The sequence below is a fragment of the Candidatus Alkanophaga liquidiphilum genome, assembly GCF_053996935.1.
In genome coordinates, this window is the sequence record NZ_JBMXYC010000003.1 from 1 (window position 1) to 21,332 (window position 21,332).

Below are 21,332 nucleotides of genomic sequence, written 5' to 3' on the forward strand. Positions count from 1 at the left end.
GGTCTTAAAATGCGAAAATGTGGGTTTGCAGCCGACCGTGATGTTGTCGGAGCTGGAATATCCGCTCAAGAGCCTTGAAGATGTGGGGAGTTCCGTTCCCGCTCCCCCGAAAGCCAGCCGATGAAGACGGAGGCTGGAAGGTTAGCCGTAGCGATATACAAACTTTACAAAAGTTACGACTAACCAGAACGGGCGTCCGTAAACGAAAATGAAGCAGAATGCCATAAGCGAGGAAGGATGCATTGGAGACGTGAAAACGTCCGCCCGCCTGGAAGCTTGCTGATGACGGCGGCGCGGTGTCTTCGGGTGAAAAGTGATCTTTTTCACTGTTTCAATTCGCAGTAAACGATAAATAAATCAGGCGACTAATCTAACAACGGGGGAGTAGGGTAGCTTGGTCATCCTGCGGGCTTTGGGAAGCCGAGGTGGGAGCCGAGGGCTCAAGACGGCCTGAGACCCCAGTTCAAATCTGGGCTCCCCCATCAATTTCGTTTAGTCGCCGCAGAGCCGCATTATCGCCTCTGCAAGGTCGCCTTTTGCGTCTTGCAGCGCCGCTCGTGCTTCAGCCTCGCTGCACCCTGCTTTCTCCATGACGAGATTAACGTCCTCTTCAGAAAAAACAACGTCCTCCGTGACACGGGGGCGCTCCTCAGGCGTTCCGACGATTTGGTAAGTTTTAGCGCCAGGTGCATTGACGACCGTAACGTTTGCATCTCTGAAGACGAGTTCGACGTCCGCCCTTCGGATTACGACCTCCTCGACATCGTCGAGTTCCTCGACGTTGATGCCGAGCTGTTGCATCATTTGCTTTAGCTTCTTCGGGCTCACGCCCCGCATTCCTCTCATGAGTAAAACTTTTTTATCTTCCGCTTTAATAAATTCTGGGGCCCGTGGTCTAGCGGTATGACGTCGCCCTTACGAGGCGAAGGTCCTGCGTTCGAGTCGCAGCGGGCCCATCATCGTCAAAGTGGAGGAGATGAGCGTCGCTGAAGAGCTGGTAACGAGCATCTTCCAGCAGGACAAGGAATTACATGTTGTGCTCTCTGACGTTCTGAGGAACAAGTTACGTGTGAATATCGCAAAGTTTAGCGAGTGCGCCGGCATCCCACAGAGCACGCTCTACAAGATTCTCTCCGGCGAGCGAGAGCCCAACATGAAAACCTTTATAAAGATTGTAAGGGCGATAAGGAGGATAGAGGAGGAAAAAGGCGGTAAAAAGAGGAGATTCGTGGCGGTCATCGCCTCACGCCCGGTGCTTGACGGCATAGAGATGCGAAGCGTGGACGTTGACGGCGAGAGGCTTGATATTAAGGAATACCCGGCGACGAGCATCGAAGACGCCATAATTTCTGCGGTGAAGGCTGAGCGTGAAGGTGCTGCTGCCCTCGTCTGCGCTCCAATACTCAGCCCTGTGGTGGAAAAGATACTCCAAATCCCCATCATCACGATAAAACCGAAAAGCAGCGTGATAAATGCGATAAAAGCTGCTGCAAGGAAGGCGACAGGATGATGAAACATGAAAGTCGCATTGGGGGGTACCTTCGACCCTTTACATGATGGGCATAGGTTATTGCTTCAGAGAGTATACGAGCTTAGTGACGGCGATGAGATAGTTATAGGGCTGACCTCTGACGAAATGGCACGCAGCCGCCGGTGCAGAACCGTCCTCTCCTACAAAGCGAGAGCTGAGAACCTCCGTCAATACATGTTTCGGAAATATGGCGTGCGCGTGCGCACTGTGGAGCTGAACGACCGCTTCGGCATTACTCTTGACGAAGACCTCGATTATATTGTAATATCACCTGAAACCTATACAGTAGCGCTTGAAATTAACAAGCTCAGGAAGGCGCGGGGTATGAAGCCCATAAGAATTGTGCGAGTGGAGCACGTGAAGGCGCAAGACGGGAAAATAATATCCTCGACGAGAATTAAGAGCGGGGAGATAGATAAGCACGGCGCCCTTCTGGTTTAGGGGGTCACGATGTTTTTCACAGTGGAGGAAAAGGACATACTGGCGGGAAGGACCACCGACGTTTATTTCTTAAGGACTGAGGAGGTTTTAAGAAAAAAAGGACTGAATCCAAAAGTCGTTGCGGAGGTTACGACGACGCAACACGGTTGGGGCGTCTTTTCCGGACTGGAAAACGTTGCGCATATGCTTGAGGGCAAGCCCCTTGACGTTTATGCTATGCCTGAGGGCACGGTCTTCTTCGGCGACGAGCCCGTCCTCAGGATAGAAGGGCGGTATTTGGACTTTGCGAGATATGAGACGGCGATTTTGGGCTTTCTGTGCCACGAGTCGGGGATTGCGACGAAGGCGGCAAGGATTAAAAAAGCGGCAGGCGCCGCCCAAGTCATTTCCTTCGGGACGCGGCGTCAGCACCCAGCCCTTGCGGCGGTGATTGAACGTAACGCTTATTTAGGCGGCATGGACGGGGTCAGCAACGTCGCCGGCGCCGAAGCCATCGGAATAAAGCCGATGGGGACGATGCCACACGCTCTTATTATCTGCTTCGGCGACCAAGTGGCGGCGTGGAAAGCTTTCGACGAAGTTCTTCCCGAAGACGTGCCTCGCATTTGCCTCTGCGACACGTATTACGATGAGAAAACGGAGGCGGTGCTTGCGGCTGAGACTCTCAAAGAACGGCTGGAGGCGGTACGTCTTGATACTCCTTCGTCTCGGCGGGGTGATTTCCCTCGTCTTGTGAAAGAGGTAAGGTGGGAGCTTGACATAAGAGGCTTCAAGAACGTGAGGATTTTCGTGAGTGGCGGCATTGATGAAGAGGAAATTATCGAGCTCCGGAACGTGGTCGACGGGTTCGGCGTCGGGACGTGCGTTGCGAACGCTCGGACCATAGACTTCGCACTTGACATCGTAGAGCGTGAAGGGACGCCGTGCGCAAAGCGTGGCAAACTCGGCGGGCGGAAGCAAGTTTATAGGAAGCCCGGCACGCTCGACGACAGGGTTCTGCTGGAGTCGGAGGAGCCGCCGGTGGGCTACGAGCCGCTGCTGAAGCCCGTGCTCAAAGAGGGCGAAATCGTCATGAGGTTCTCTTTAAGTGAGGCGAGAGAGAGAGTATTAAAGCAATTAAAGCTTTTACCTTGAACATGAGCGACAATTTTAACAAAAGGGCGAACGCACTCGCAGAGGAGTATTGGCGGCTAAAGGAGAAAATCGCCAAGCGTGATTATGAAAAGGAGCTGCGGGAGATCGAGAAGCTGTTAGAGCGGGGAATAAGCGGCAAATTGCGCGACGAGCTGGAAAGGCGGGCAAAGGAAATGCGGATGGAACTGGAGTCAAAGCGTGGGGCGTTCTCAGCAATAAAGGACGTCACGCGGGATTTGCTCGAACTCACGGCGCGCTTCGCCCCAAATCTCGACCTCTGGAACGGGGAGCTTTATCCATATGACGACGAACCGCTGTCCGAGCATTATTTTACGGCGATGACCGACATCATTTTCGGAAAGCCCATGCCAGAAATCAGGTTCAAGAAAGCTGTAATTTCAGAGGCGGGGATATATGTGGAAGCCAGTGATGAGATTTCCGCAGTCAAAACGCTGAGCTACGTCACGACCCTCATCCAAGAGGCGGCGAAGAAGAAACTCGGTTTGGAAAACGAGCTTGACAAGAGCTGGGAGCGCCTCATCGAGAACGACTACGCCTACGTCGCCCTTAAAACGCTCATGAGCGTAGGGAAACCCCTGAGCTTGGACGAAATATTAGACATTTCTTATAAGAGGGACAAAGAGTTCAAGGAGCTTGTGAAAGACACTTACGATAAAAGGCTGACAGAGGAGCTTGAGCGGCTGGCAAATGTTCCGGAATACAACATCGTGGAAAGAAGCGGCAGCGTTTACGAGATAACAGATTTTGGGAAATGGGTCTGGACACTGTGCCAAGGCGAGGTGCGGCGGAGCGTGAAGCCCACTGCCCTGACGGGGCTGAAAGAGATTATGCGAAGGTTTAAAAAAGGGTGAGAAGGATGCGATTCTTCGGCTTCGGGAGGCGGGATAAGCGTAAGGAGGAATTGAAGAGCAAAGTGGCATCGTATTACAGAACAAAACTCTTCCCTTGGAACATCATCTTTGAGGACGTGGACAGGCGTTCTCTTGAGTATTTCATGAGATTTGCAGTTCAGGCGGCGGCTGCCATTGTGCCTTCGGAGAACGTTTCAAAGGAGGATGCGCTGGAGATAATAGTCGAGGGCGTCCGTTCCATCGTTAACAATTTCATGCTTTGCGCCGATGACGCTGACGCCGTTGCGCTGCACGGGCGTTTCGCCTATGATTACCCATTTGCGATGTCGCAGTGCTTCGTATACGCCGTCCTGAGCATGCTTTCCCTCAGGTTGGATGATATTGTGGACGTTAATACCCTATGCGGGCTTCTCGGCGCTGACATGCACGAAATCAGAAGGAAGGAAGAACTTTTGTTCAGTCTGGTTGAAGGCAAACGGCGAAGCCCGAAAATCTTTAGCAGCAGCTTGCTGGGGAGGAAAGTCCTGTCAAATGATGGGACTTACGTAGGGGAGGTAGAGAACGTTATTTTCGATGACGAGACGAGAAGTGTGGAGCTTAAAGTCAATACACGGATGAAGGATTTTGAGGACATCCCGTTTGACGACCTCAAGCTGAACTTGTATAACAAAAGCGTAGTCGTCGAGAAGGAGTAACGGTTAACCTCGTTTGGAGCTATTTTCACGTGTGCTGCTTATTAGCGTGTATCTGGTCCAGCGGCGCTGGGTTTGGCGTGGCGTAGCGAAGCCGGATACACCCTGTTAGGCGAAGTTCTATCATGAATCTGTTATGTCTGATCGCTGCTTACCAGGAACGCCGCCCACCGCCTCGACGGCCTTCAAAGCGAGGGCGAGCCTTATTAACGCTAAGCGTTCGTCCCTTCAACTCCTTACCGTTCATGCCGGTGATTGCTGCCTTAGCATCATCTTCGACGGGCATTTCCACAAATCCGAATCCTCTTGACTCACCGCTGAACTTGTCCTTAATAATAGTGACTGATTCCACTTGTCCAAAGCTCTCAAAAGCCAGCCTCAAATCATCTTCAGTGGTATCACGCGATAAGTTCCCTACGTAGATGTTCATTTTATCCCTCCATGATGTTATACCTCTTATAATGTTTAACCTATATAAAGTTTTGTGCTCCAGAAATTTCGCTCGTGCTCCAGAAATTTCGCTCAACTCATTCGTATGTATTATGTATATCATTCCAATGGTATTATATCCGTATTGCACATATTTCTATTTTTGAAACATATCCGCAATTATATCTAACTACTATCTCATGAATTTCCTCTTTCTTGTCCTTACGCACCTCTGCCCTTTCAAACAAAACATTCTAACAGGCTTTTTACTCCAGAAATAATGCTCCGCCGGGGATTTGAACCCCGGTCTCGGGCTCGAGAGGCCCGAATGATTGGCCCGGCTACACCAGCGGAGCGCTCTGATACTACGTTCACCCCCCTCTTTTTAAGCTTTACTCTGAGGCGTGCTCGGCGGCGGACGCTGGACATGGTAACAAATTTATGTCATGCCGCTGGACTAAGAGACGGGGTTGAGGATGGTGAGGGTGAAGCTCATCACAGGTAGGACTATAGAGCAAGGTCAGAATCTCGAAAATAAGCTTTCTGAGGAGTACCAGAAGGTGGTTGCTGTCTGCGAGCTCAGTGAGGACGATATGAAGGCGGTGGGCGTCTCTGAAGGGAATAACGTTAAAGTGAAGACGCAGTTCGGCGAGGTCGTCGTGGTTGCAAAGAAGGCGGACGGCAACCCGCAGGGAATCGCGTTCATCCCGATGGGACCTTGGGCGAACGCTGTTGTCGGCGGCGACACGGGTGGCGTCGGCATGCCGCAGTTCAAAGGCATAGATGCCGAAATCGAGCGGACGAGCGAAAACGTTCCTTCTGTAAGGGAGCTTCTGAAGAGTTTGGGGGTGTGAGCGTGCCTACCGTGACAGATGTCGTCTGCCCGCTCTGCGGGTGTTTGTGCGATGATATTAGAGTGGAAGTCGAGGGCAACGCCGTGAAGAAAGTGCGGGGCGCCTGCGCCGTCGGGCGTGCGAAGATTCTCGGACACGGCAGGCTTAAAAGCCCGCTTCTCAGGGAGGGCGACGAGCTCAAGGAATGCTCTTACGAGGAAGCCATAAAGAGAGCAGCGGAAATCCTGGCGGCGGCAAGACGCCCGCTGCTCTACGGCTGGAGCTGCACGGTTTGCGAGACGCATAAGGTTGGCATTCTACTGGCTGAGGTTCTTGGCGGCGTCATCGACAACACGGCGTCGGTTTGCCACGGTCCGACCGTCCAAGCTGTTCAGGGAGTCGGACTCCCGACGTGCACGCTTGGCGAGGTGAAAAACCGAGCGGACCTCGTAATCTTCTGGGGTGCTAACCCTGTGGAGGCGCACGGCAACCACATGCGCCGCTATTCCTACCTCACAAAGGGTTGGTTCCGCCCCGAAGGCAAGAAAGACCGCAAACTCGTTGTCGTGGACGTTCGTGAGTCGAGGACTGCGAGGATGGCTGACATTTTCATCAGAGTGGAGCCGAACAAGGATTATTTAGTGCTTGCTGCTCTGAGAGCGATTGTCAATGGCTTTGCAGACGTCGTTCCCGAAAGTGTTGGCGGCGTCCCGAAGGAGAGGCTCGTGGAGCTTGCGTAGATGATGAAGACGGCGCAGTTCGGCATAATATTCTTTGGCATGGGGCTCACGCAGTCCCGCTACAAGCACAATAACATAGAACAGGCAATTTCCCTCGTCAGAGACTTGTATGCGTTCACGAAGTTCGCAATCATGCCGATGCGTGGGCACTACAACGTCACGGGCTTCAACCAAGTCTGCACCTGGCAGACAGGCTTTCCGTTCGCCGTGGATTTGGCAAGAGGCTACGCTTGGTATAATCCCGGGGAGACCGCCGCCAACGATGTGCTTTCGAGGAAGGAGTGCGACGCCGCTTTAATCGTTGCGTCGGACCCGGCTGCGCACTTCCCAGCAGAATGCGTCAAGCACCTCGCTAAAATCCCGCTTGTCGTGATAGACCCGTATCCGAGCCCTACGACGGAAATTGCGGACGTCGTCATCCCGTCGGCAGTCTGCGGCGTCGAAGCCGAAGGCACTGCATACCGCATGGACAAAGTGCCGCTACGCCTCAGGAAACTTGTAGAGACGGAGTTCCTGACCGATGAGGAGATTTTGGAGAGGCTTCTGGACGAGGTGTTGAAGATTAAGGGGTTGCAGTGAGGTGGTAGCATGGCGGAGCTTCTGATAAAAAACGGGATTGTTTTCGACCCGATTAACGGGGTCAAAGGCGAAAAGATGGACATCTGCATTAAGGACGGGAAGGTCGTGGAGTCTGTCTCGTCGGAGGCGAGGGTAATAGATGCGAGCGGTTGCATCGTGATGCCGGGCGGCGTGGACGCTCACACGCACGTAGCTGGCGGGAAAGTAAATGCGGGGCGTCTTCTCAGACCTGAAGACGGAAGGAAGGGGCTTGAGCCCAGGACGGGCGTCTGCCGGGCGTGTTCTGGCTACTCCGTGCCAAACACGTTTGCGACGGGCTACCGCTACGCAAAGATGGGCTACACGTTCTTAATGGAGCCGGCGATGCCGCCGCTGAAGGCGAGGCATATGCACGAGGAGTTAATGGATACGCCGATTGTGGACAAAGCTGGGATGCCGCTCCTCGACAACAACTGGATGACGCTGCAATATGCAAAGAGTGGCGATGTTGAGAAGCTCGCAGCTTATATCGCTTGGATGATAAATGCGACGAAGGGTTACGGCGTCAAAATCGTGAATCCGGGCGGCACTGAAGCGTGGGGCTGGCGGAAGAACTGTGGGCTTGAGGACCCGGTTCCTTACTTTGACGTCACGCCCGCCGAGATAATAAAGGCGTTGGCTGAGGCTAACGAGCGTCTTTCGCTACCGCATAGCATTCATCTACACGCAAACCGCCTTGGGCAGCCCGGAAACTACGAGACAACGCTCAAAACTTACGATTTAGTGAAGGGAACGAAACCGAGTCGGAAGCGCCAGGTCATGCATGCGACGCACGTCCAATTCCACTCATACGGCGGGACGAACTGGGGGAATTTCGAGTCGAAGGCTGACGAGATTGCAAAATACGTGGACCAGCACGAGCACGTCACGATTGACTTGGGGGCGGTGATGTTGGGGGATACGACGACGATGACCGCCGACGGTCCGATGGAATACAACCTGTATTTGCTTACCGGTAGGAAATGGACGAACTGTGACGTCGAGCTTGAAACGGGCTCTGGTATCACACCGTTCTTGTATTCAGGGAAAGTGGCGGTGAACACTATACAGTGGGCAATCGGCATGGAGTTGGCGCTCCTCGTCAAAGACCCTTGGAAGGTCGTCCTGACGACTGACCACCCGAACGGCGGGCCCTTCATCACGTATCCGATTCTGATATCGCTGCTGATGAGCAGGAAGCGGCGGGAAGAGGTCATGAAGGAGGTGCATTCTGTGATAAACGAGCGTGCGCTGCTCCCAACGATTGAGCGAGAGCTTGACTGGTATGAGGTGGCGGTCATGACAAGGGGGACGCCTGCGAAGATTCTGGGGCTGCACGAGCATGGTAAGGGGCATTTAGGCGTCGGGGCGGATGCCGACGTTGCGATTTACGAAATTTCGCCTGAGGAGACCGACGCCGGTAAAATCCAGAAGGCATTGCTGAACGCAAAATACACTATTAAGGGTGGAGAGGTCGTCGTTAAGGACGGAGAGGTCGTCGCCGTTCCCGAAGGGCGAACGTTCTACGTGGACGTTCGTTATGAAGACGAAGCTGTCTGGAAGGAAATGCTGAGCGACCTCGAAAAAATGTTCAAGGAGTATTACACGGTGAGTCTTGCGAACTATCCGGTGCAGGACGACTACGTGCCGAAGCCATATGTGATAAAAGCGGGGGCTGCGGAGTGAGGTGGTGGTGCGGATGCAGACGATAACACTTGGGATTAAGGAGAAAGTGTTTGAAGGGGTCGCAAGGGTGCCGGTGGAGCTTGACGGCGTGACGCCGGACGCCCTCTGCGGGAAGAGTGCCGACGAAATCAAGGAGCTGAAGGTGTGGTGGGGGAACCGTCAGGAAAAACTTGGCGACCTGTTTGATGTGGGCGTTGAGGGCAGTGCCGAGAAGCCCGACGACGTTAAAATAGTCTGCAAGGGCGATTTTGCAAGCGTGAAGCGTGTCGGCGAGGGGATGAAAGCTGGCGAGATTATCGTTGAGAGCAATGTCGGCATGCATTGTGGCGCCATGATGAGTGGCGGTCGTATACTCGTCAAAGGCAACGCCGGCTGCTGGGCGGGTCGGGAAATGCGAGGCGGTGAACTAATAATAGAGGGCGACGCCGACGACTACCTCGGAGCCGCCTACCGAGGCGAGATGACAGGGATGACAGGCGGACGCATCGTAGTCAAGGGCAGCGCTGGTGACTACGTCGGCTACCTCTGCAGCGGTGGCGAAATCGTCATTGAGGGTGCTGTTGGCATTCTCGCAGGACTCGGCATGAAAGGCGGACGCATCGTCATCGGCGGCGACGCAGAAGCGCCGGGCGGCGAAATGACCGGCGGCACGCTCGTCGTTAAGGGCAAAGTCGTGGACATGCTGCCATCGTTCCGCTTCGAGGGCGAAGAGGAAGTCGAGGGCGTAAAGCTGAAAAAATACGCCGGCGACCTCGCAATGGGTAAAAAGGCAAAAGGCGTCCTCTACGCCCCCTAATTTTTAACACAATTAATTTCCCCGAGATGGATAGTAGTACCGCTCGTCTGACGCTTAGCGTCGCTTTAACGTAAGCTGCCATAGGTCCTCAGGGACGTTTATGTTCGTAAACGTTTCAAGCTTTTCGTCCAACTCTCTTATCAGCCGCACGGGCACGAATTTCACATTTAAGAAGCGCAAGGGCACTCTAATGCTTTTATTTCCTTTAAGCATCAAGCGGCGAGCTTCCCTCGCCATAGCTCCCGTCTTGTAAACCGCATGTAAAGGCTCTATGTCGCCATTATCCCATTCAGGAACGACAGCATCCACCGCCAGCTCCTCCGCAAGCTCAAAAAGGAATTCTACAACCTCGGCTCTCACAAAAGGCATGTCGCAACCAAGAACCACCGAATACTCTGCAACTGTCGCCTCTAAACCCGCAAGGATGCCGGCTAACGGTCCGAAGTCCTTGAAGCTGTCAATTGCGATTTTAGCGTTGCAGATTTTTTCAACGGCTCTCGCTTGCGTTTCGTTCCGCACCGCCACCACAAGCTCGTCAACGACGCCATGAACGGCATCCGCCACCCGTTTTATCAAGGGCTTGCCCTCAAACTCCAAGAAACACTTTTCCTTGCGTAGTCTCGTGCTCCTGCCGCCTGCTAAGATGACTGCCGCCCTTCTTAATCTCGGTCCTGGCACGCTACCACCGTAGTTATATAAGTGGGAGCCACTAATCAGATTGCGATGACGAGCCGGAAGAAGGTGAGGTTCAAGAGGTATCTCTCAAACATGAAGAAGCTGGACGAGAGCTGGCGGCGTCCGAAGGGGCTGCACAACAAGCTTAGAGAGCACGTAGCGGCAAAGGGCCCGAGGGTGCAAGTGGGCTACGGGTCGCCGAAGATGGTGCGAGGGCTGCATCCTTGTGGGTTACGGGAGGCGCTCGTGCACAACGTCAAGGAGCTCGAGGCGCTCGACCCGCAAAGCGTAGCGGTGCGTGTCGCAAGCGGCGTCGGCAGGAAAAAACGGCTCGAAATAGAGGCAAGAGCGGCAGAGCTCGGATTTAAAGTCCTGAACCCCGTCGGCTGATGCGGTTATTTTAACGTGGGTGGAAATGGATGGGATATGGCTTTGCTCCTGACAAACTCATAAAGCATGCGCAGAAGCTGGATTTAGACCTTGAGTTGTATATGATTTCAAAAAAGGGCATTTTAATAAGTTTTGAGAATTCGAGAAGGATCGTAGGTGAAGATAAAGACGCCGGTGTGAGCATAAGGGTGGTGAAGGACAAAAGGCTCGGACATTACTCCTCTCCGCTTAATTCTAAGATTCGTGAGGAGCTCATGCTGGAAAAGGCTATCAAAATAGCAAACGTCGGGAATAAAACTGTAAAAAGACCACCTTTCACCTTTACAGACTCCGTAACCGAAGTATCCGGGCTCTACGACCCCATGGAGAACATAAAGTTCGAAGAAGGCATAGAGCTTTGCGAGGACTGCATGAAGGCTATGCGTAGCATATTAAGGGGAGGCGCTGGCGGCTTTCCAAGGAGGACAAGCAAGCTCTCGGTCTGCCTTTCCAGCGTCGTCGAGGACGTGACGGTAATAAACACTTACGGCATTGAGAAACACGAAAAATCCACTTATTATTCATTTCACGTGAACTGCGTGACTGAAGGCGGCAGGAGCAAAGAAAGTGCTGTGAAGCGCCGATTTTCCGATTTGGATGCGGTTGAGCTTGCTGAATACGCCGCCGAGATGGCTATGGAGACCGTGCCCAAAGATAAGGTTCGAGAGGGAAAAAACAACATCATACTGCACCCTAAGGTGCTTTCAATGATTTTAAACGACGTATTCGTGCCCTGCGTCTGCGCAGACGTCGCGGGCGCGCTCCCGATGAAGGATAAAGTCGGAAAGGTGGTGTTTAACGAGCAGATAAGCGTGACTGACGACGCCACACTCCCCGCACTTGCGTTTTCGGCACGCTTCGATGACGAGGGCTGGCCGACACAGCGGAACGCCATCGTCGAGAAGGGCGTCTTCAAGGGCTTCCTCTACGATAATCTTTCGGCGCTGCTCAACGAAACGCTGTCCACCGGGAATGCGAGGCGTGCGCACTACACTGCTGACGTCGCCGTGAAGCCGCACAATCTGCTCGTGGAAGCCGGGGACTACGACTTGGAGGAGCTTTTTGAGGAGGGCGATAGCGTTTTCGTGGTGGACGCTTTGAGCACGGCGAAGCCTGTATCGGGCGAGGTGGAACTTACAGTTTTAAACTCTTTCAGCATCGAAGACGGCGAGCTTTATTCCTCCTTGCAACCCTTTCACATGAAAACGAGCTTGCAGCAAATTCTGGGCCGGGTGGCAGGGGTTTCGAGCATAAGAGAAGAAATCCCCGGGTACATTTGCCCTTACGTGCTTGTTAAAGGTGTTTACTGCTTCGCTTGAGGGCATGAGGGTCTTGATCTTCGAGCCATTTTGCGGCGCTGCCGGTGATATGGTTTTGGGGTGTCTACTCAGCCTTGGCGCACGTCTCTCTTTTGCGAAGAGCGCTGTTGACGCTCTTGATCTGGGCATAGAACTCGAAGTCAGGACCGTGGAACGTGGTGGAATTTCGGCGACGCGTGTGGAGGTGCGGTGCGAAGATACAAAAGCGAAGGAGGAAAGAGATTATGCTGAAATACTGAAAATTTTGGAGATGGCGTTGCGGCGGGGCTCTGTCGAGCAAAAGGTCATTGAAAACTCACTGAAGGTCTTCGAGCGGTTGGCGGCAGCGGAAGCCAAAATTCACGGCGTCTCCAAAGAGAAAGTGCGGTTTCACGAGCTTGGCGCCTACGACACGCTCGCTGACGTCGTCGGGGTGTGTGCGGCGTTCCATGACCTGATTGGGCGTTTGGGCGTTAAAAAGGTTCTAAGCACGCCGGTTGCTGCTGGCGGGGGCTTTGTGGAGGTTTGCGGCGAGCGGCGGGAGCGGCGGAGGTTTCCAGTGCCAGCGCCAGCGACGCTCGAAATTTTAAAAGGGAGTAGTCTGACGTTTAGGGGCGGACCGCTGGAAGCTGAGCTTTTAACGCCGACGGGTGCCGCCTTGCTTTCAGAGTTCGTGCAGAATACGGTGCGTTTTCTACCGGAGATGCGGGTTGAAGGCGTAGGCTACGGCGCCGGCGCTCGTGAGTTTGAGGGAGTGCCGAACGTTTTGCGGGCGACGTTGGGCGTGCTTGAGGAGGGCGTGGCTGGGGGGGACGTGGGCTTACTGAGGGATGAGGTGGAGGTTCTCGAGACGAACGTGGACGATGTTACTGGCGAGGTTCTTGGGAATTTGGTGGAGGTGCTGATAAGGGAGGGGGCGTTGGACGTTGCGGTTCTGCCAGCGACGATGAAGAAGGGGCGAGCTGGACACGTAGTGAAAGTTTTGGCGAAGCCCGAAGACGCTTATAGGCTAGCTCGCAGGATAATTGAGGAGACGGGGACGCTCGGAGTGCGTGTGATGCCAACGAAGCACCGACTCGTCGCCCGGCGGAGATTTGACACCGTCAAGATAAGAATCGGTAGTAAGGAGCATACAGTAGCCGTCAAAATCGCAGAAGATACTTTTGGCACCGTCTTAAACATCTCCGCTGAGTTTGAGGACGCAAAAAGAGTAGCGAGGGAGGCGGGTGTGCCGGTGCGTGAGGTCATGCGTGCAGCCGAGAACTCTGCGAGGCGGAAGCTTGGCTGCGACCGTCGCTGATGGATGTAACGTGACGTGGCGGTCGGTGGGGTAGAGTGGGTGACTAGCGCCACTGGCACGTCACTAATGGTGTGAGCGTTGAGTTGCTGGGCGACTGTAATAGGCTATCACCGTTTTGGCTTTCGATGACATTCGATGCGTCATCGAGAGCCTTCCTTCTCATCACTCCGTTCGTCATGGGTGGCATTCGGGGCAAGCGGAGCGGAAGTCCCCACAGACGGCTTTCCTCTCACGCACGCTCATCAGCCTCTCGGCTTCACGTCTTTCCGCCCTCACGTTTTCTTTTAATTCCATTACATAAAGCTGGCGACCTTAGTTGCAACTGTATGCGAAGGTTATCTAAACTTAGGACTGTCAGCAAACCCTATAAATGATGACGCAGGACGCCGCCGTCGGCCCGCCGATGTTATGCGTGAGTCCCACTTCCGCTCCTTCTGCTTGGACGTGCGCCTCGCCTCTGAGTTGCCAGAAGATTTCGGCGCACTGAGCAACGCCTGTTGCGCCGATAGGATGTCCTTTTGCCTTCAGCCCGCCGCTGAGGTTGCAAGCGACGATGCCGCCAAGCTCTGATTGTCCTTCCTCGATGAACTTTCCGCCCTCGCCACGCTTGCAGAAGCCTAAGTCCTCATAGGTTATTATCTCGGTCATTGTGAAGCAGTCATGCAACTCCGCCACGTCTATCTCCTTTGTGGGATTTTCAATGCATGCCATCTTATACGCACGCCTCGCCGCCCTAATCGTTGAGGGGAAGCACGCCATGTCCTCTTTTTCCATGTGCATGCATCTGTCCTGACCGGTGGAGGCGCCGGCGATGAAAACCGGCGTGTCCGTGAATTTCTTAGCAACCTCCTCCGCAGCGAGAATGACGGCGGCGCCGTCGGTCTGCGGGCAGCAGTCGAGCAGCGAGAACGGATACGCAACCATCGGCGAGCGCAGAACGTCCTCGACGGTTATCTCACGGCGGAAGTGCGCATATGGATACTTTGCGCCGTATTTGTGGTTCTTGACGGCGACGAGCGCCATCTGCTCCTTCGTCGTGCCGTATTCGTGCATGTGTCTGACGGCGTGCATTGCGAAGTTAGCCGCGCCGGTAATGCCGATAGGGTAGTCCCAGATAAAATCCCTCGACTTCTCGGTGCCTTTCCAGCCGAACATGTTCGTAGGCACGTCCCGCATCTTCTCGGCGCCGACGACGAGGACGACGTCGTAATAGCCGGAAGCGACTGCAAGAAATGCGTTCCTTATGGCGTCGCCGCCGCTTGCACAGGCGTTCTCAACCCTTGTCCACGGGATTTCCAACAGCCCAAGGTGGTCTGCCATCAAGCCTGTCGTCTGCCCATCAGTCTCGTAATAGCAGCCGAGCCAGCCCGCATCTATCTCTTTCGGCACTATACCCTTGTCCACGCTTTCCAAGCACTTCAGGTAAGCTTCCTGCACCATGTCCTTGTAGCCCTTATCGAAAAGCTCTCCAAACCTTATCATACCAGCGCCGACGACCGCCACACGCCTCATTTCGCACCACCTCGTAAAGGGCGAAATGCATATCCATATTCAACTAGCCCGCCACGTTCGATGACTTTACGAAGCACGAGCTCGACAGGCATGCCCACCTTTACGTCTTCAGGCTTGCAGTCCGTAAGTCTGCCGATGAGCCGCACGCCCTCCTTCAACTCGGCAACGCCGACCGCATACTTCCGCTCAAGCCCCGGTGGACCGTATTCCACGATTGTAAATGTGTAAAGGCTGCCTTTCCTACTGAGCTTAACTTCTTCGAACTCGCTTGGCTTCCTGCATTTCCTGCAGATGCGCCGCCGCGGCAGATTTATCTCGCCGCAGCTTTTACACTTGAAGCCGACGAGCCTGAGCTTATAGGGCATGTCTCGTACGTACGCTGGGATGCTCGGGACGAGTGGCGCCTCCTCAGCCCGCCTTATTATCCCAAGAAAACGCTCATAGACCCCGTAGCTGACATATTCTTTCCTCCGTAAATACTCTTCTACAGGCTTCACCCATCCTCGCCGCTCTTCTATCCGCTCCGTGACTGTGAGCTCAAAAACATCGCTGCCTGCCCCAGCGCCGTAAGATACCACTAATATTTTCTCTGAGGGCTTAGCCACGTCAAGAGTCTTTGCGAGGCTTATCAGGCATGTTGCGGCGCCTGCGCAGCCTATTTCCTGGGCGATGAGCACGTGTCGCCACTGCTCATCTCTAAGCCTCTTGCCATCAAGCTTTAGCGCTCTTGCAAGCGCCCTTGGGAGCTGCGCATCTGGCTGGTCGAGGACAACGTGTTGGTAATCCGAGAGTTTTGTGTCACTTTTTTGCAGGAGCACATGCATCGCTGCGGAGACGTGCCTCACGTAGCCGAAGTCCCGCTCGACTCTCATGTCGTCTACTTCCTCAACGTAGATGCGTTCATTCCGCCTCCATCTGTAGGGAAAATCCGTGGAGAACGTGCAGAAGTTGCCAAAATCAGCAATCATGCCGTCTTTTCCTACGAGGAATGCCACGGCGCCGGCTCCAAGCTTGCATTCCGGCGACGTGCCTGGGGCTCCAACGAGGCTGTCAGAGGCGACAACGAGCGCCGTATCAAGCTCTCCAGCTCTTATAGCGTTCATGCAGTTCCAGAGCGCAACGACGCCCGCTCTTGCCGAAAAGCCAAGCTCTGCCTTTACAGTCTCCGCTTTGAGTCCTAAAGCGTCGGTGAGGACTGAGGAAAGACGCCCTTCAGCGTAGGGCGCCGACGTCGTCGCAAAGAACAAAGCTTCTACCTCAGAAGGCTCGACGTCAGCGTGCTCGAAGGCGTTAAAAGCGGCTTCCGCCGCCATCGTGATCACGTCCTCGTCGACGCCGGGCACCGCTCGTTCGAGAACGCCGCCAACACCTCCACCGCCCCAGACTCCTGCAATTTCCTCGGTTTTCAGCCTATACATCGGGATGTAAACCCCATATCCTATAATCCCCACCATTTTTCCTCCCAATGCGGCTAAAACAGGTTCTAAATTTGCCTCTATGCGTTTTAAACCGTTGAAGCATATTGTAAGCGATTTTGCTGTTGATAGTTAAGCCGCCTGTGAGGGGCGGGGGCGAATAGCTTGCTCGTGATTGCACCATTAGGGCAGGCTTCGATGCAGGCATTACATGCCGTGCACAGATCAACCAATACAGGCTCCACCCTCCAGCGCTCTGAAAGCTTATTACGTTCACGATCGAGAGGGTAGATGCCGAAAATTGCTAAGGGGCACGCCTGCAAGCACTTAGCACACTTATGAGGCTCAGGACACTTATCCCGATCGATTTTTATTTTCACCTTGCGCCCCACTACGGGTTTGGTCGATATTCTTGTCAATTTCTTTATTTCAATAGCCCAAACGCTCTCTAAATCCCTCCAGAAGTCGTCATTCCACTCTCTCGCTTTAACTCTCTCTGCTGTCTTCTTCGAGTAATTCTCCATATTTAAATACCACTTCTTTCCAGCTCCGTGCTTGACGCACCACTCGCACATGTCTTTAGATATCATTTGCAACTTAAAAAAATACTGATTAATCAGCATTAATTCTCTCTCTTTAATTCCGCCTCCTTCTTTATCCTCTTCGCAAGCTTCTCCCCTATGCCCTTAACTTTAGAAAGTTCAGCTTCGTCAGCCTTAGCGACATCTTCGAGCGTTCTAAAGCCATGAGCGTGCAGACGCCTCGCGAGCGTCCTCCCGACACCCCTAAGCCGCACTAAGCTCAACAAATCCGTCTTTATTCCATATCTTATTCTTTCTTTCAAAATCATAAGTTCACTTTCCATTTCAGAGCGTTGCAGGTGCTTTGCGAGCCGAGAAGCCGCATATGCCAGCCACCCCAACGTGTAAACGTTACTATATATCTCGCCGGGGTAAACGCCGAAACGCTCTTTTATCTCAGGGTAGCTCCTCTCGTTTATCCAAGCGTGCATGATGACTGCGGTGCCGAGCGCTCTGACGTTCTCAAAAAGCCACCCTACATTCCTCGTGAGCGTTGTCGCAACCTCCAACGCCCCTTTTATCCTAAAAGGAGAAACTTCGTCGCACGCGCACAGCAGGACGAGGAGGTCAAACTCGTTACACTCCGCAGTGCTTAAAAACTCAATGCCGTCCCGCAGGCATAAAGCCGAATTTAAGGATAGGTAAAGGCGAGAAGTCAGGACGCCGAAGTCCGTAGGCATCACCTTGTCCCGCATCTTCATGATGAAGCCCTTCTCAGCAAGACTCATGAGAATCTCCTCGACGCCCTCCTCAAAGCCGAAGTAGAAAAGCTCATCTAATTGTCTCTGGTGCGCGAAAAACGTGTTTTTCACGAACTCTGCGACCTCACCGCTCGTGCGTGCGCCGCTGACGATGGTCGCCAGTATCTGCTCTTCCAGCATTTCCTCCGAAAACTGCGAGAATATCGGTTCTGGCGTCCCCTTTATGTAAAGTCGTTCTATCTCCCGCTGCTCGGCTTTATTTCTTGCAACGATGACTCCGACGCCGAAGTCGTCATGTTCTGGGCGTCCCGCTCGTCCAAAGACCTGCTTGACCCAGAATACTGGCATAGGCTCGCTCATGACGCCCGAGAAGAACTTGTAGTTGCGGATGAGTGCAATTTTCGCAGGCAGCGAAACGCCCATCGCCAGCGTCGGCGTGCAGCATATTACTTTTATCAGGCGGCGACGGAAGCCCTCCTCGATGGCTCTCCGCTGTTCGGGGTGCAGCCAAGCGTTGTGGTAAGCGACGCCCGCTCTCACAAAATTTGCAAGCTCGTCGACGCCGAAATCAACACTCTCCGCAAGCTCCTCCAACTCCTTAAGCTCGTCTTCCGTGAATATTAGCGTCGTTTGCGCCCTCAATTTCTCAGCAAGCTTCTTGCAAAACGCCACGGAGCCGCGTTTCGTGTTCACGAAGACCAGAAGCTGCGCATCGCTACGAATTGCCTCGATAATGTAGTGTAGGAGCCCCGCATCCGTCCTCGCAAGTAAAACTTCTTCACGCAGCGGCACCGGGCGCCACTCGCTCCTTACAAGCTCTGCATCAAGCCATGCTGCGAAATCCTCGCAATTGGAAATCGTGGCGGAAAGTCCTAAGATTCTCGCTTCGGGGTTGAAGCTTCTGAACCTCGCTATTGCCCCCTCCAGCCTCGGACCGCGAGCGACATCACCGAGCATATGAACCTCGTCAATCACCGCTACCGTGACCTCATGCAACCACTCAGGCCTCAGCCTCGTCAGCGAGTCGAACTTTTCAAGCGTCAAAATTATGATGTCGCCCATTCGCAGCTCGTATGACGGGCTATCATAGTCTCCCGTCGAGATTTTGACTTTTGCGAGGCTTCTGTATTTCTTTGTAAAATCCAAATACTTCTCGTAAGCCAGAGCGTTCAGTGGCACCACGTAAATACATTTGCCGTCCTCTTCGACGACTGACTTCAGCATCACGAGTTCTGCGATAAGCGTCTTCCCGCTCGCCGTCGGCGACGCAACCACGAAGTTCCGTCGCTTCTCCAGAATGCCGGAACGCACCGCAAGCTCCTGCGGCGGGAAAAGCTCGAAGTCGCCCAGTGCGTCCTTCACTCGCTCGTTCAGCTTTAACTCGCTCGTTCTCACACGTATCGCCCGGTAAGGGTTAAATGTTCAAATCAGCTTTTTTGCAACCTGTTTGCAGCGAGGAGGAGGCAAATGTCGAGACGATGCTGACTGCGACCTTCAGCATCTCCGGTAAGTCCCTCCGCATGAAAAAGCTAAGGCGTAAACTTAGGAGACGTAGGACAACCCATACCTGATGATGTGCGGCTCTAACTCCCCCGTTTCTTCTTCCCTCCCCCTCTTTCCGCTGCTCGCCCTGTGCATTAGCTATTCCGCGAAAACCATGAAGGCGGCGGTCGCTACAAGCTGAACGCCATCTCAAACCCCTCACATTCCAACACATGACGGAAAGTAAAACAAGAATCGCCAGCTTCTCGTAATCTGAGAGGTAGCGTATGTATTCGCTTGCGAAATAAATGACGCCCACCACGTGCATCAGGATGCCGAACGCATAAAGCGCATGGATGCCTACCCGCTCAGTCATAATACCTCACCTTCATTATTGGTAGCCTGTGAACTACCACCGTCTAAAGACGGTGGCTTCCCCCAGATAAACACGCCACTACGGCTGGGGTCGGGCGGCTCACGCGCCCCGCTGCCACCCATCTCACCTTCCTCAGAGCGGGAAGTCTCTTGACGGGTGGCACGTTTTCTTTCAAGTATGTGTATCCCCTTAGAGCTATATTTAGCGAAGCAATCCTATCTGCGTGGTCTTGCAGTCCACAACTGCATTTAAACAACCTTTTTCTCCTAACTCCTCTACCCCCACACAGGGGACACCTGTGTGAGGTGTTACGGGGATCAACTCTCTCGACTAGCACATCATCCCACAGAGCTTTGTACTCTATGAAGCTCTGGATCATCGCATAGGGAATTTTGTGCAAGCGACGATTCATTCTTTTTCCGTAATCAATTGATTCTCTCATTCCATTGAGGTTTTCCAGCACAATAATCGGCTTTTGGAACTGCTTTACAAACTCAACAACAATCCTTGATACCTTGTGACACCAATCTCTTACTGTATTCTTCTCAATCCTTCCCAGCACTTTAAGCATTAAAAGTTTCTTAGACTGAACCTTCTTCCTGATTAGGTCAAACTTATGCCTTAGAAACTTTAGCTCGTTGAACTCCAGAATTGCTGATTTCAACACTCTACCACTTTCGTCTAAAGCTGTTATGGCAACAGAGTTCTCGTTTACATCAATTCCGATGAAGGTTTTGGGCTCGTAAGATTTATTAAAATCCTTGCTTATGGTTACGTGCAGGTAGAATTCCCCATCCCTTTTCAGCAATTCAGCAGTTCCTATATCATACTTTCCCTTTAAAGCGTTGTAGAGATAAGCAAAATCCAAATCGCTCCCTTTAAGTCTGCCGTAAACGTGGATTCGTGGATACACAGATATCCTAACCGTAAAATCTTCCTTAACGACGTATCCCTCTTTATAGTTCATCCTTACTGGCATTGGCTTCTCTTTGGGTTTGGGAAATGAAGTATCTTTACCTTGCTTCCTTAGTTCAAAATAGGATTTTACAGCCTCCCTTGCCTTCTCCCTTGCCATCTGTCTTGTGTTCTGGATGAGCTTTGACTTAACAGGATACGTCTCAAGCTTGTTTCTGTTTGTAGTGTTCAGCTTTTTACATGCTTCGAGGTATTGGTTGAACACATTGCGAATTTCGAGCATGAGTTCGTCAAGCAATTCTGGATTATCTGGGATAAGTTTGAAACACAATGTTCTCACTAACTTCTTTTCCATGTTAGATAATTGTTAGAAAGTATTTAAATATTTCCCACCCACCTCCCCTAACCCACCGATTGAAATCGGTGGTCCTCTTAGCGACAGATTTATAGAACATAATTATAATTTCCTTATAAGCATTTTTCCTTATTCAGAGAACAAACTCTTGACACCATTCATCATGCCAAAAGGTTTACAGATATATTTTAACCCATTACCTGAGAATAGCAAAACATTTTGTCTGCAGTTATTACGGAATCCTTGTTCCTGCATCTGCGCTTAATTTCACTAAAATCTATAATTAAATAATTTCTTATAATAAGGTTGATCTGTAATATCTTCAGTTTAGACGTTAATCGCAGCATATATGTAGCTTTTTATGTTAACCCTAACAACAGTTTCAACAATTGCTATGCGTCTTTGTTATTGAATTCTTTATGAAATTTTAAAGAGAATCTATAAACTGCTGACTACAGACAAGTTCAACGTTAATTATTCTGTATTCTTGCAATAGACTCACGCAGAGGTAATAGCTACTTGGGTTGTCCTTCGAAAATAAT

General features: G+C 52.6%; 20 protein-coding genes, 3 tRNA genes and 1 pseudogene. 14 read left to right on the top strand and 10 right to left on the bottom strand.

The genetic code is table 11. The features are described from left to right. The first annotated feature begins 378 nt into the window (after window positions 1–378). Window positions 379–482 (top strand) — tRNA-Pro (locus ACXJJA_RS00230). A 10-nt stretch (window positions 483–492) separates the two neighbouring features. Here ACXJJA_RS00230 and ACXJJA_RS00235 read toward each other — a convergent pair. Then, window positions 493–846 carry a nascent polypeptide-associated complex protein gene (locus ACXJJA_RS00235; RefSeq protein ID WP_456486216.1) on the bottom strand — a complete coding sequence of 118 codons (354 nt, stop codon included), beginning with the start codon at window positions 844–846 and terminating at the stop codon, window positions 493–495. Window positions 847–884: 38 nt separating this feature from the next. Between ACXJJA_RS00235 and ACXJJA_RS00240 the strand changes: the two genes are divergently transcribed. From ACXJJA_RS00240 to ACXJJA_RS00265, 6 genes are all read left to right on the top strand, one after another. Further along, window positions 885–956, top strand: a tRNA-Val gene (locus ACXJJA_RS00240). 20 nt (window positions 957–976) lie between these two features. Then, entirely contained in the window at window positions 977–1,510 is a 534-nt protein-coding gene (locus tag ACXJJA_RS00245) for a helix-turn-helix domain-containing protein (RefSeq protein WP_456486217.1), read from the top strand. Window positions 1,511–1,516: 6 nt separating this feature from the next. Continuing rightward, window positions 1,517–1,972, top strand: coding sequence for a phosphopantetheine adenylyltransferase (locus ACXJJA_RS00250; RefSeq protein WP_456486218.1), 456 nt, complete (start codon window positions 1,517–1,519; stop codon window positions 1,970–1,972). Between the two features lie 9 nt (window positions 1,973–1,981). Beyond that, window positions 1,982–3,106 carry a nicotinate phosphoribosyltransferase gene (locus ACXJJA_RS00255; protein WP_456486219.1) on the top strand — a complete coding sequence of 375 codons (1,125 nt, stop codon included), beginning with the start codon at window positions 1,982–1,984 and terminating at the stop codon, window positions 3,104–3,106. 2 nt (window positions 3,107–3,108) lie between these two features. Then, on the top strand, window positions 3,109–3,978 hold the full coding sequence (locus ACXJJA_RS00260) for a hypothetical protein (protein ID WP_456486220.1): 870 nt from the start codon (window positions 3,109–3,111) through the stop codon (window positions 3,976–3,978). Between the two features lie 5 nt (window positions 3,979–3,983). Further along, entirely contained in the window at window positions 3,984–4,673 is a 690-nt protein-coding gene (locus tag ACXJJA_RS00265) for a PRC-barrel domain-containing protein (RefSeq protein WP_456486250.1), read from the top strand. Window positions 4,674–4,821: 148 nt separating this feature from the next. Here the strand turns inward: ACXJJA_RS00265 and rbp are convergent, their stop codons facing one another. Together rbp and ACXJJA_RS00275 are read right to left on the bottom strand one after the other, a co-directional pair. Further along, complete coding sequence (gene rbp / locus ACXJJA_RS00270; protein WP_456486251.1) at window positions 4,822–5,100, bottom strand: RNA-binding regulator; 279 nt, start codon at window positions 5,098–5,100, stop codon at window positions 4,822–4,824. Window positions 5,101–5,380: 280 nt separating this feature from the next. After that, window positions 5,381–5,455 (bottom strand) — tRNA-Glu (locus tag ACXJJA_RS00275). 120 nt (window positions 5,456–5,575) lie between these two features. On the opposite strand from ACXJJA_RS00275, the gene ACXJJA_RS00280 reads away from it, so the two are divergent. From ACXJJA_RS00280 to ACXJJA_RS00295, 4 genes and pseudogenes are all read left to right on the top strand, one after another. After that, the gene (locus ACXJJA_RS00280; RefSeq protein WP_456486221.1) at window positions 5,576–5,953 is read left to right on the top strand and encodes a molybdopterin dinucleotide binding domain-containing protein; all 378 of its coding nucleotides are present in this window, start codon (window positions 5,576–5,578) and stop codon (window positions 5,951–5,953) included. Further along, window positions 5,950–7,251: pseudogene (locus ACXJJA_RS00285) on the top strand (formylmethanofuran dehydrogenase subunit B). The gene ACXJJA_RS00280 and the pseudogene ACXJJA_RS00285 overlap by 4 nt, the downstream one beginning before the upstream one ends. A 9-nt stretch (window positions 7,252–7,260) precedes the next feature. Further along, window positions 7,261–8,955, top strand: coding sequence for a formylmethanofuran dehydrogenase subunit A (locus ACXJJA_RS00290; RefSeq protein ID WP_456486222.1), 1,695 nt, complete (start codon window positions 7,261–7,263; stop codon window positions 8,953–8,955). Window positions 8,956–8,968: 13 nt separating this feature from the next. Beyond that, a complete protein-coding gene (locus ACXJJA_RS00295; protein ID WP_456486252.1) occupies window positions 8,969–9,751 on the top strand; it encodes a formylmethanofuran dehydrogenase subunit C in 783 nt (260 codons plus the stop codon). 54 nt (window positions 9,752–9,805) lie between these two features. Here ACXJJA_RS00295 and mobA read toward each other — a convergent pair whose 3' ends face one another. Then, a complete protein-coding gene (gene mobA / locus ACXJJA_RS00300; protein WP_456486223.1) occupies window positions 9,806–10,429 on the bottom strand; it encodes a molybdenum cofactor guanylyltransferase in 624 nt (207 codons plus the stop codon). A gap of 45 nt (window positions 10,430–10,474) precedes the next feature. Here mobA and ACXJJA_RS00305 point away from each other — a divergent pair, with 45 nt between their 5' ends. From ACXJJA_RS00305 to larC, 3 genes are read left to right on the top strand one after another with little or no spacing between them, the layout of a single operon-like run. Further along, the gene (locus ACXJJA_RS00305; RefSeq protein ID WP_456486224.1) at window positions 10,475–10,816 is read left to right on the top strand and encodes a 50S ribosomal protein L32e; all 342 of its coding nucleotides are present in this window, start codon (window positions 10,475–10,477) and stop codon (window positions 10,814–10,816) included. 29 nt (window positions 10,817–10,845) lie between these two features. Further along, complete coding sequence (locus ACXJJA_RS00310) at window positions 10,846–12,174, top strand: TldD/PmbA family protein (protein ID WP_456486225.1); 1,329 nt, start codon at window positions 10,846–10,848, stop codon at window positions 12,172–12,174. Between the two features lie 4 nt (window positions 12,175–12,178). Beyond that, the gene (gene larC / locus ACXJJA_RS00315) at window positions 12,179–13,453 is read left to right on the top strand and encodes a nickel pincer cofactor biosynthesis protein LarC (RefSeq protein ID WP_456486226.1); all 1,275 of its coding nucleotides are present in this window, start codon (window positions 12,179–12,181) and stop codon (window positions 13,451–13,453) included. 354 nt (window positions 13,454–13,807) lie between these two features. Here the strand turns inward: larC and ACXJJA_RS00320 are convergent, their stop codons facing one another. Genes ACXJJA_RS00320 through ACXJJA_RS00345 form a run of 6 tightly spaced genes read right to left on the bottom strand, consistent with a single transcriptional unit; the run spans window position 13,808 to window position 20,790 of the window. Then, entirely contained in the window at window positions 13,808–14,965 is a 1,158-nt protein-coding gene (locus tag ACXJJA_RS00320; protein WP_456486227.1) for a thiolase domain-containing protein, read from the bottom strand. Continuing rightward, window positions 14,962–16,419, bottom strand: a complete 1,458-nt coding sequence (locus tag ACXJJA_RS00325; RefSeq protein ID WP_456486228.1) for a hydroxymethylglutaryl-CoA synthase — start codon at window positions 16,417–16,419, stop codon at window positions 14,962–14,964. Before ACXJJA_RS00325 ends, ACXJJA_RS00320 begins: the two co-directional genes overlap by 4 nt. Window positions 16,420–16,469: 50 nt before the next feature. Continuing rightward, the gene (locus ACXJJA_RS00330) at window positions 16,470–16,970 is read right to left on the bottom strand and encodes a 4Fe-4S dicluster domain-containing protein (protein ID WP_456486229.1); all 501 of its coding nucleotides are present in this window, start codon (window positions 16,968–16,970) and stop codon (window positions 16,470–16,472) included. 32 nt (window positions 16,971–17,002) lie between these two features. Then, window positions 17,003–19,057, bottom strand: coding sequence for a DEAD/DEAH box helicase (locus ACXJJA_RS00335; protein ID WP_456486230.1), 2,055 nt, complete (start codon window positions 19,055–19,057; stop codon window positions 17,003–17,005). A gap of 19 nt (window positions 19,058–19,076) precedes the next feature. After that, window positions 19,077–19,520: a hypothetical protein gene (locus ACXJJA_RS00340; protein WP_456486231.1), complete on the bottom strand. Its 444-nt coding sequence runs from the start codon at window positions 19,518–19,520 to the stop codon at window positions 19,077–19,079. Between the two features lie 43 nt (window positions 19,521–19,563). Continuing rightward, window positions 19,564–20,790, bottom strand: a complete 1,227-nt coding sequence (locus ACXJJA_RS00345) for an RNA-guided endonuclease InsQ/TnpB family protein (protein ID WP_456486232.1) — start codon at window positions 20,788–20,790, stop codon at window positions 19,564–19,566. Window positions 20,791–21,332 lie beyond the last annotated feature (542 nt).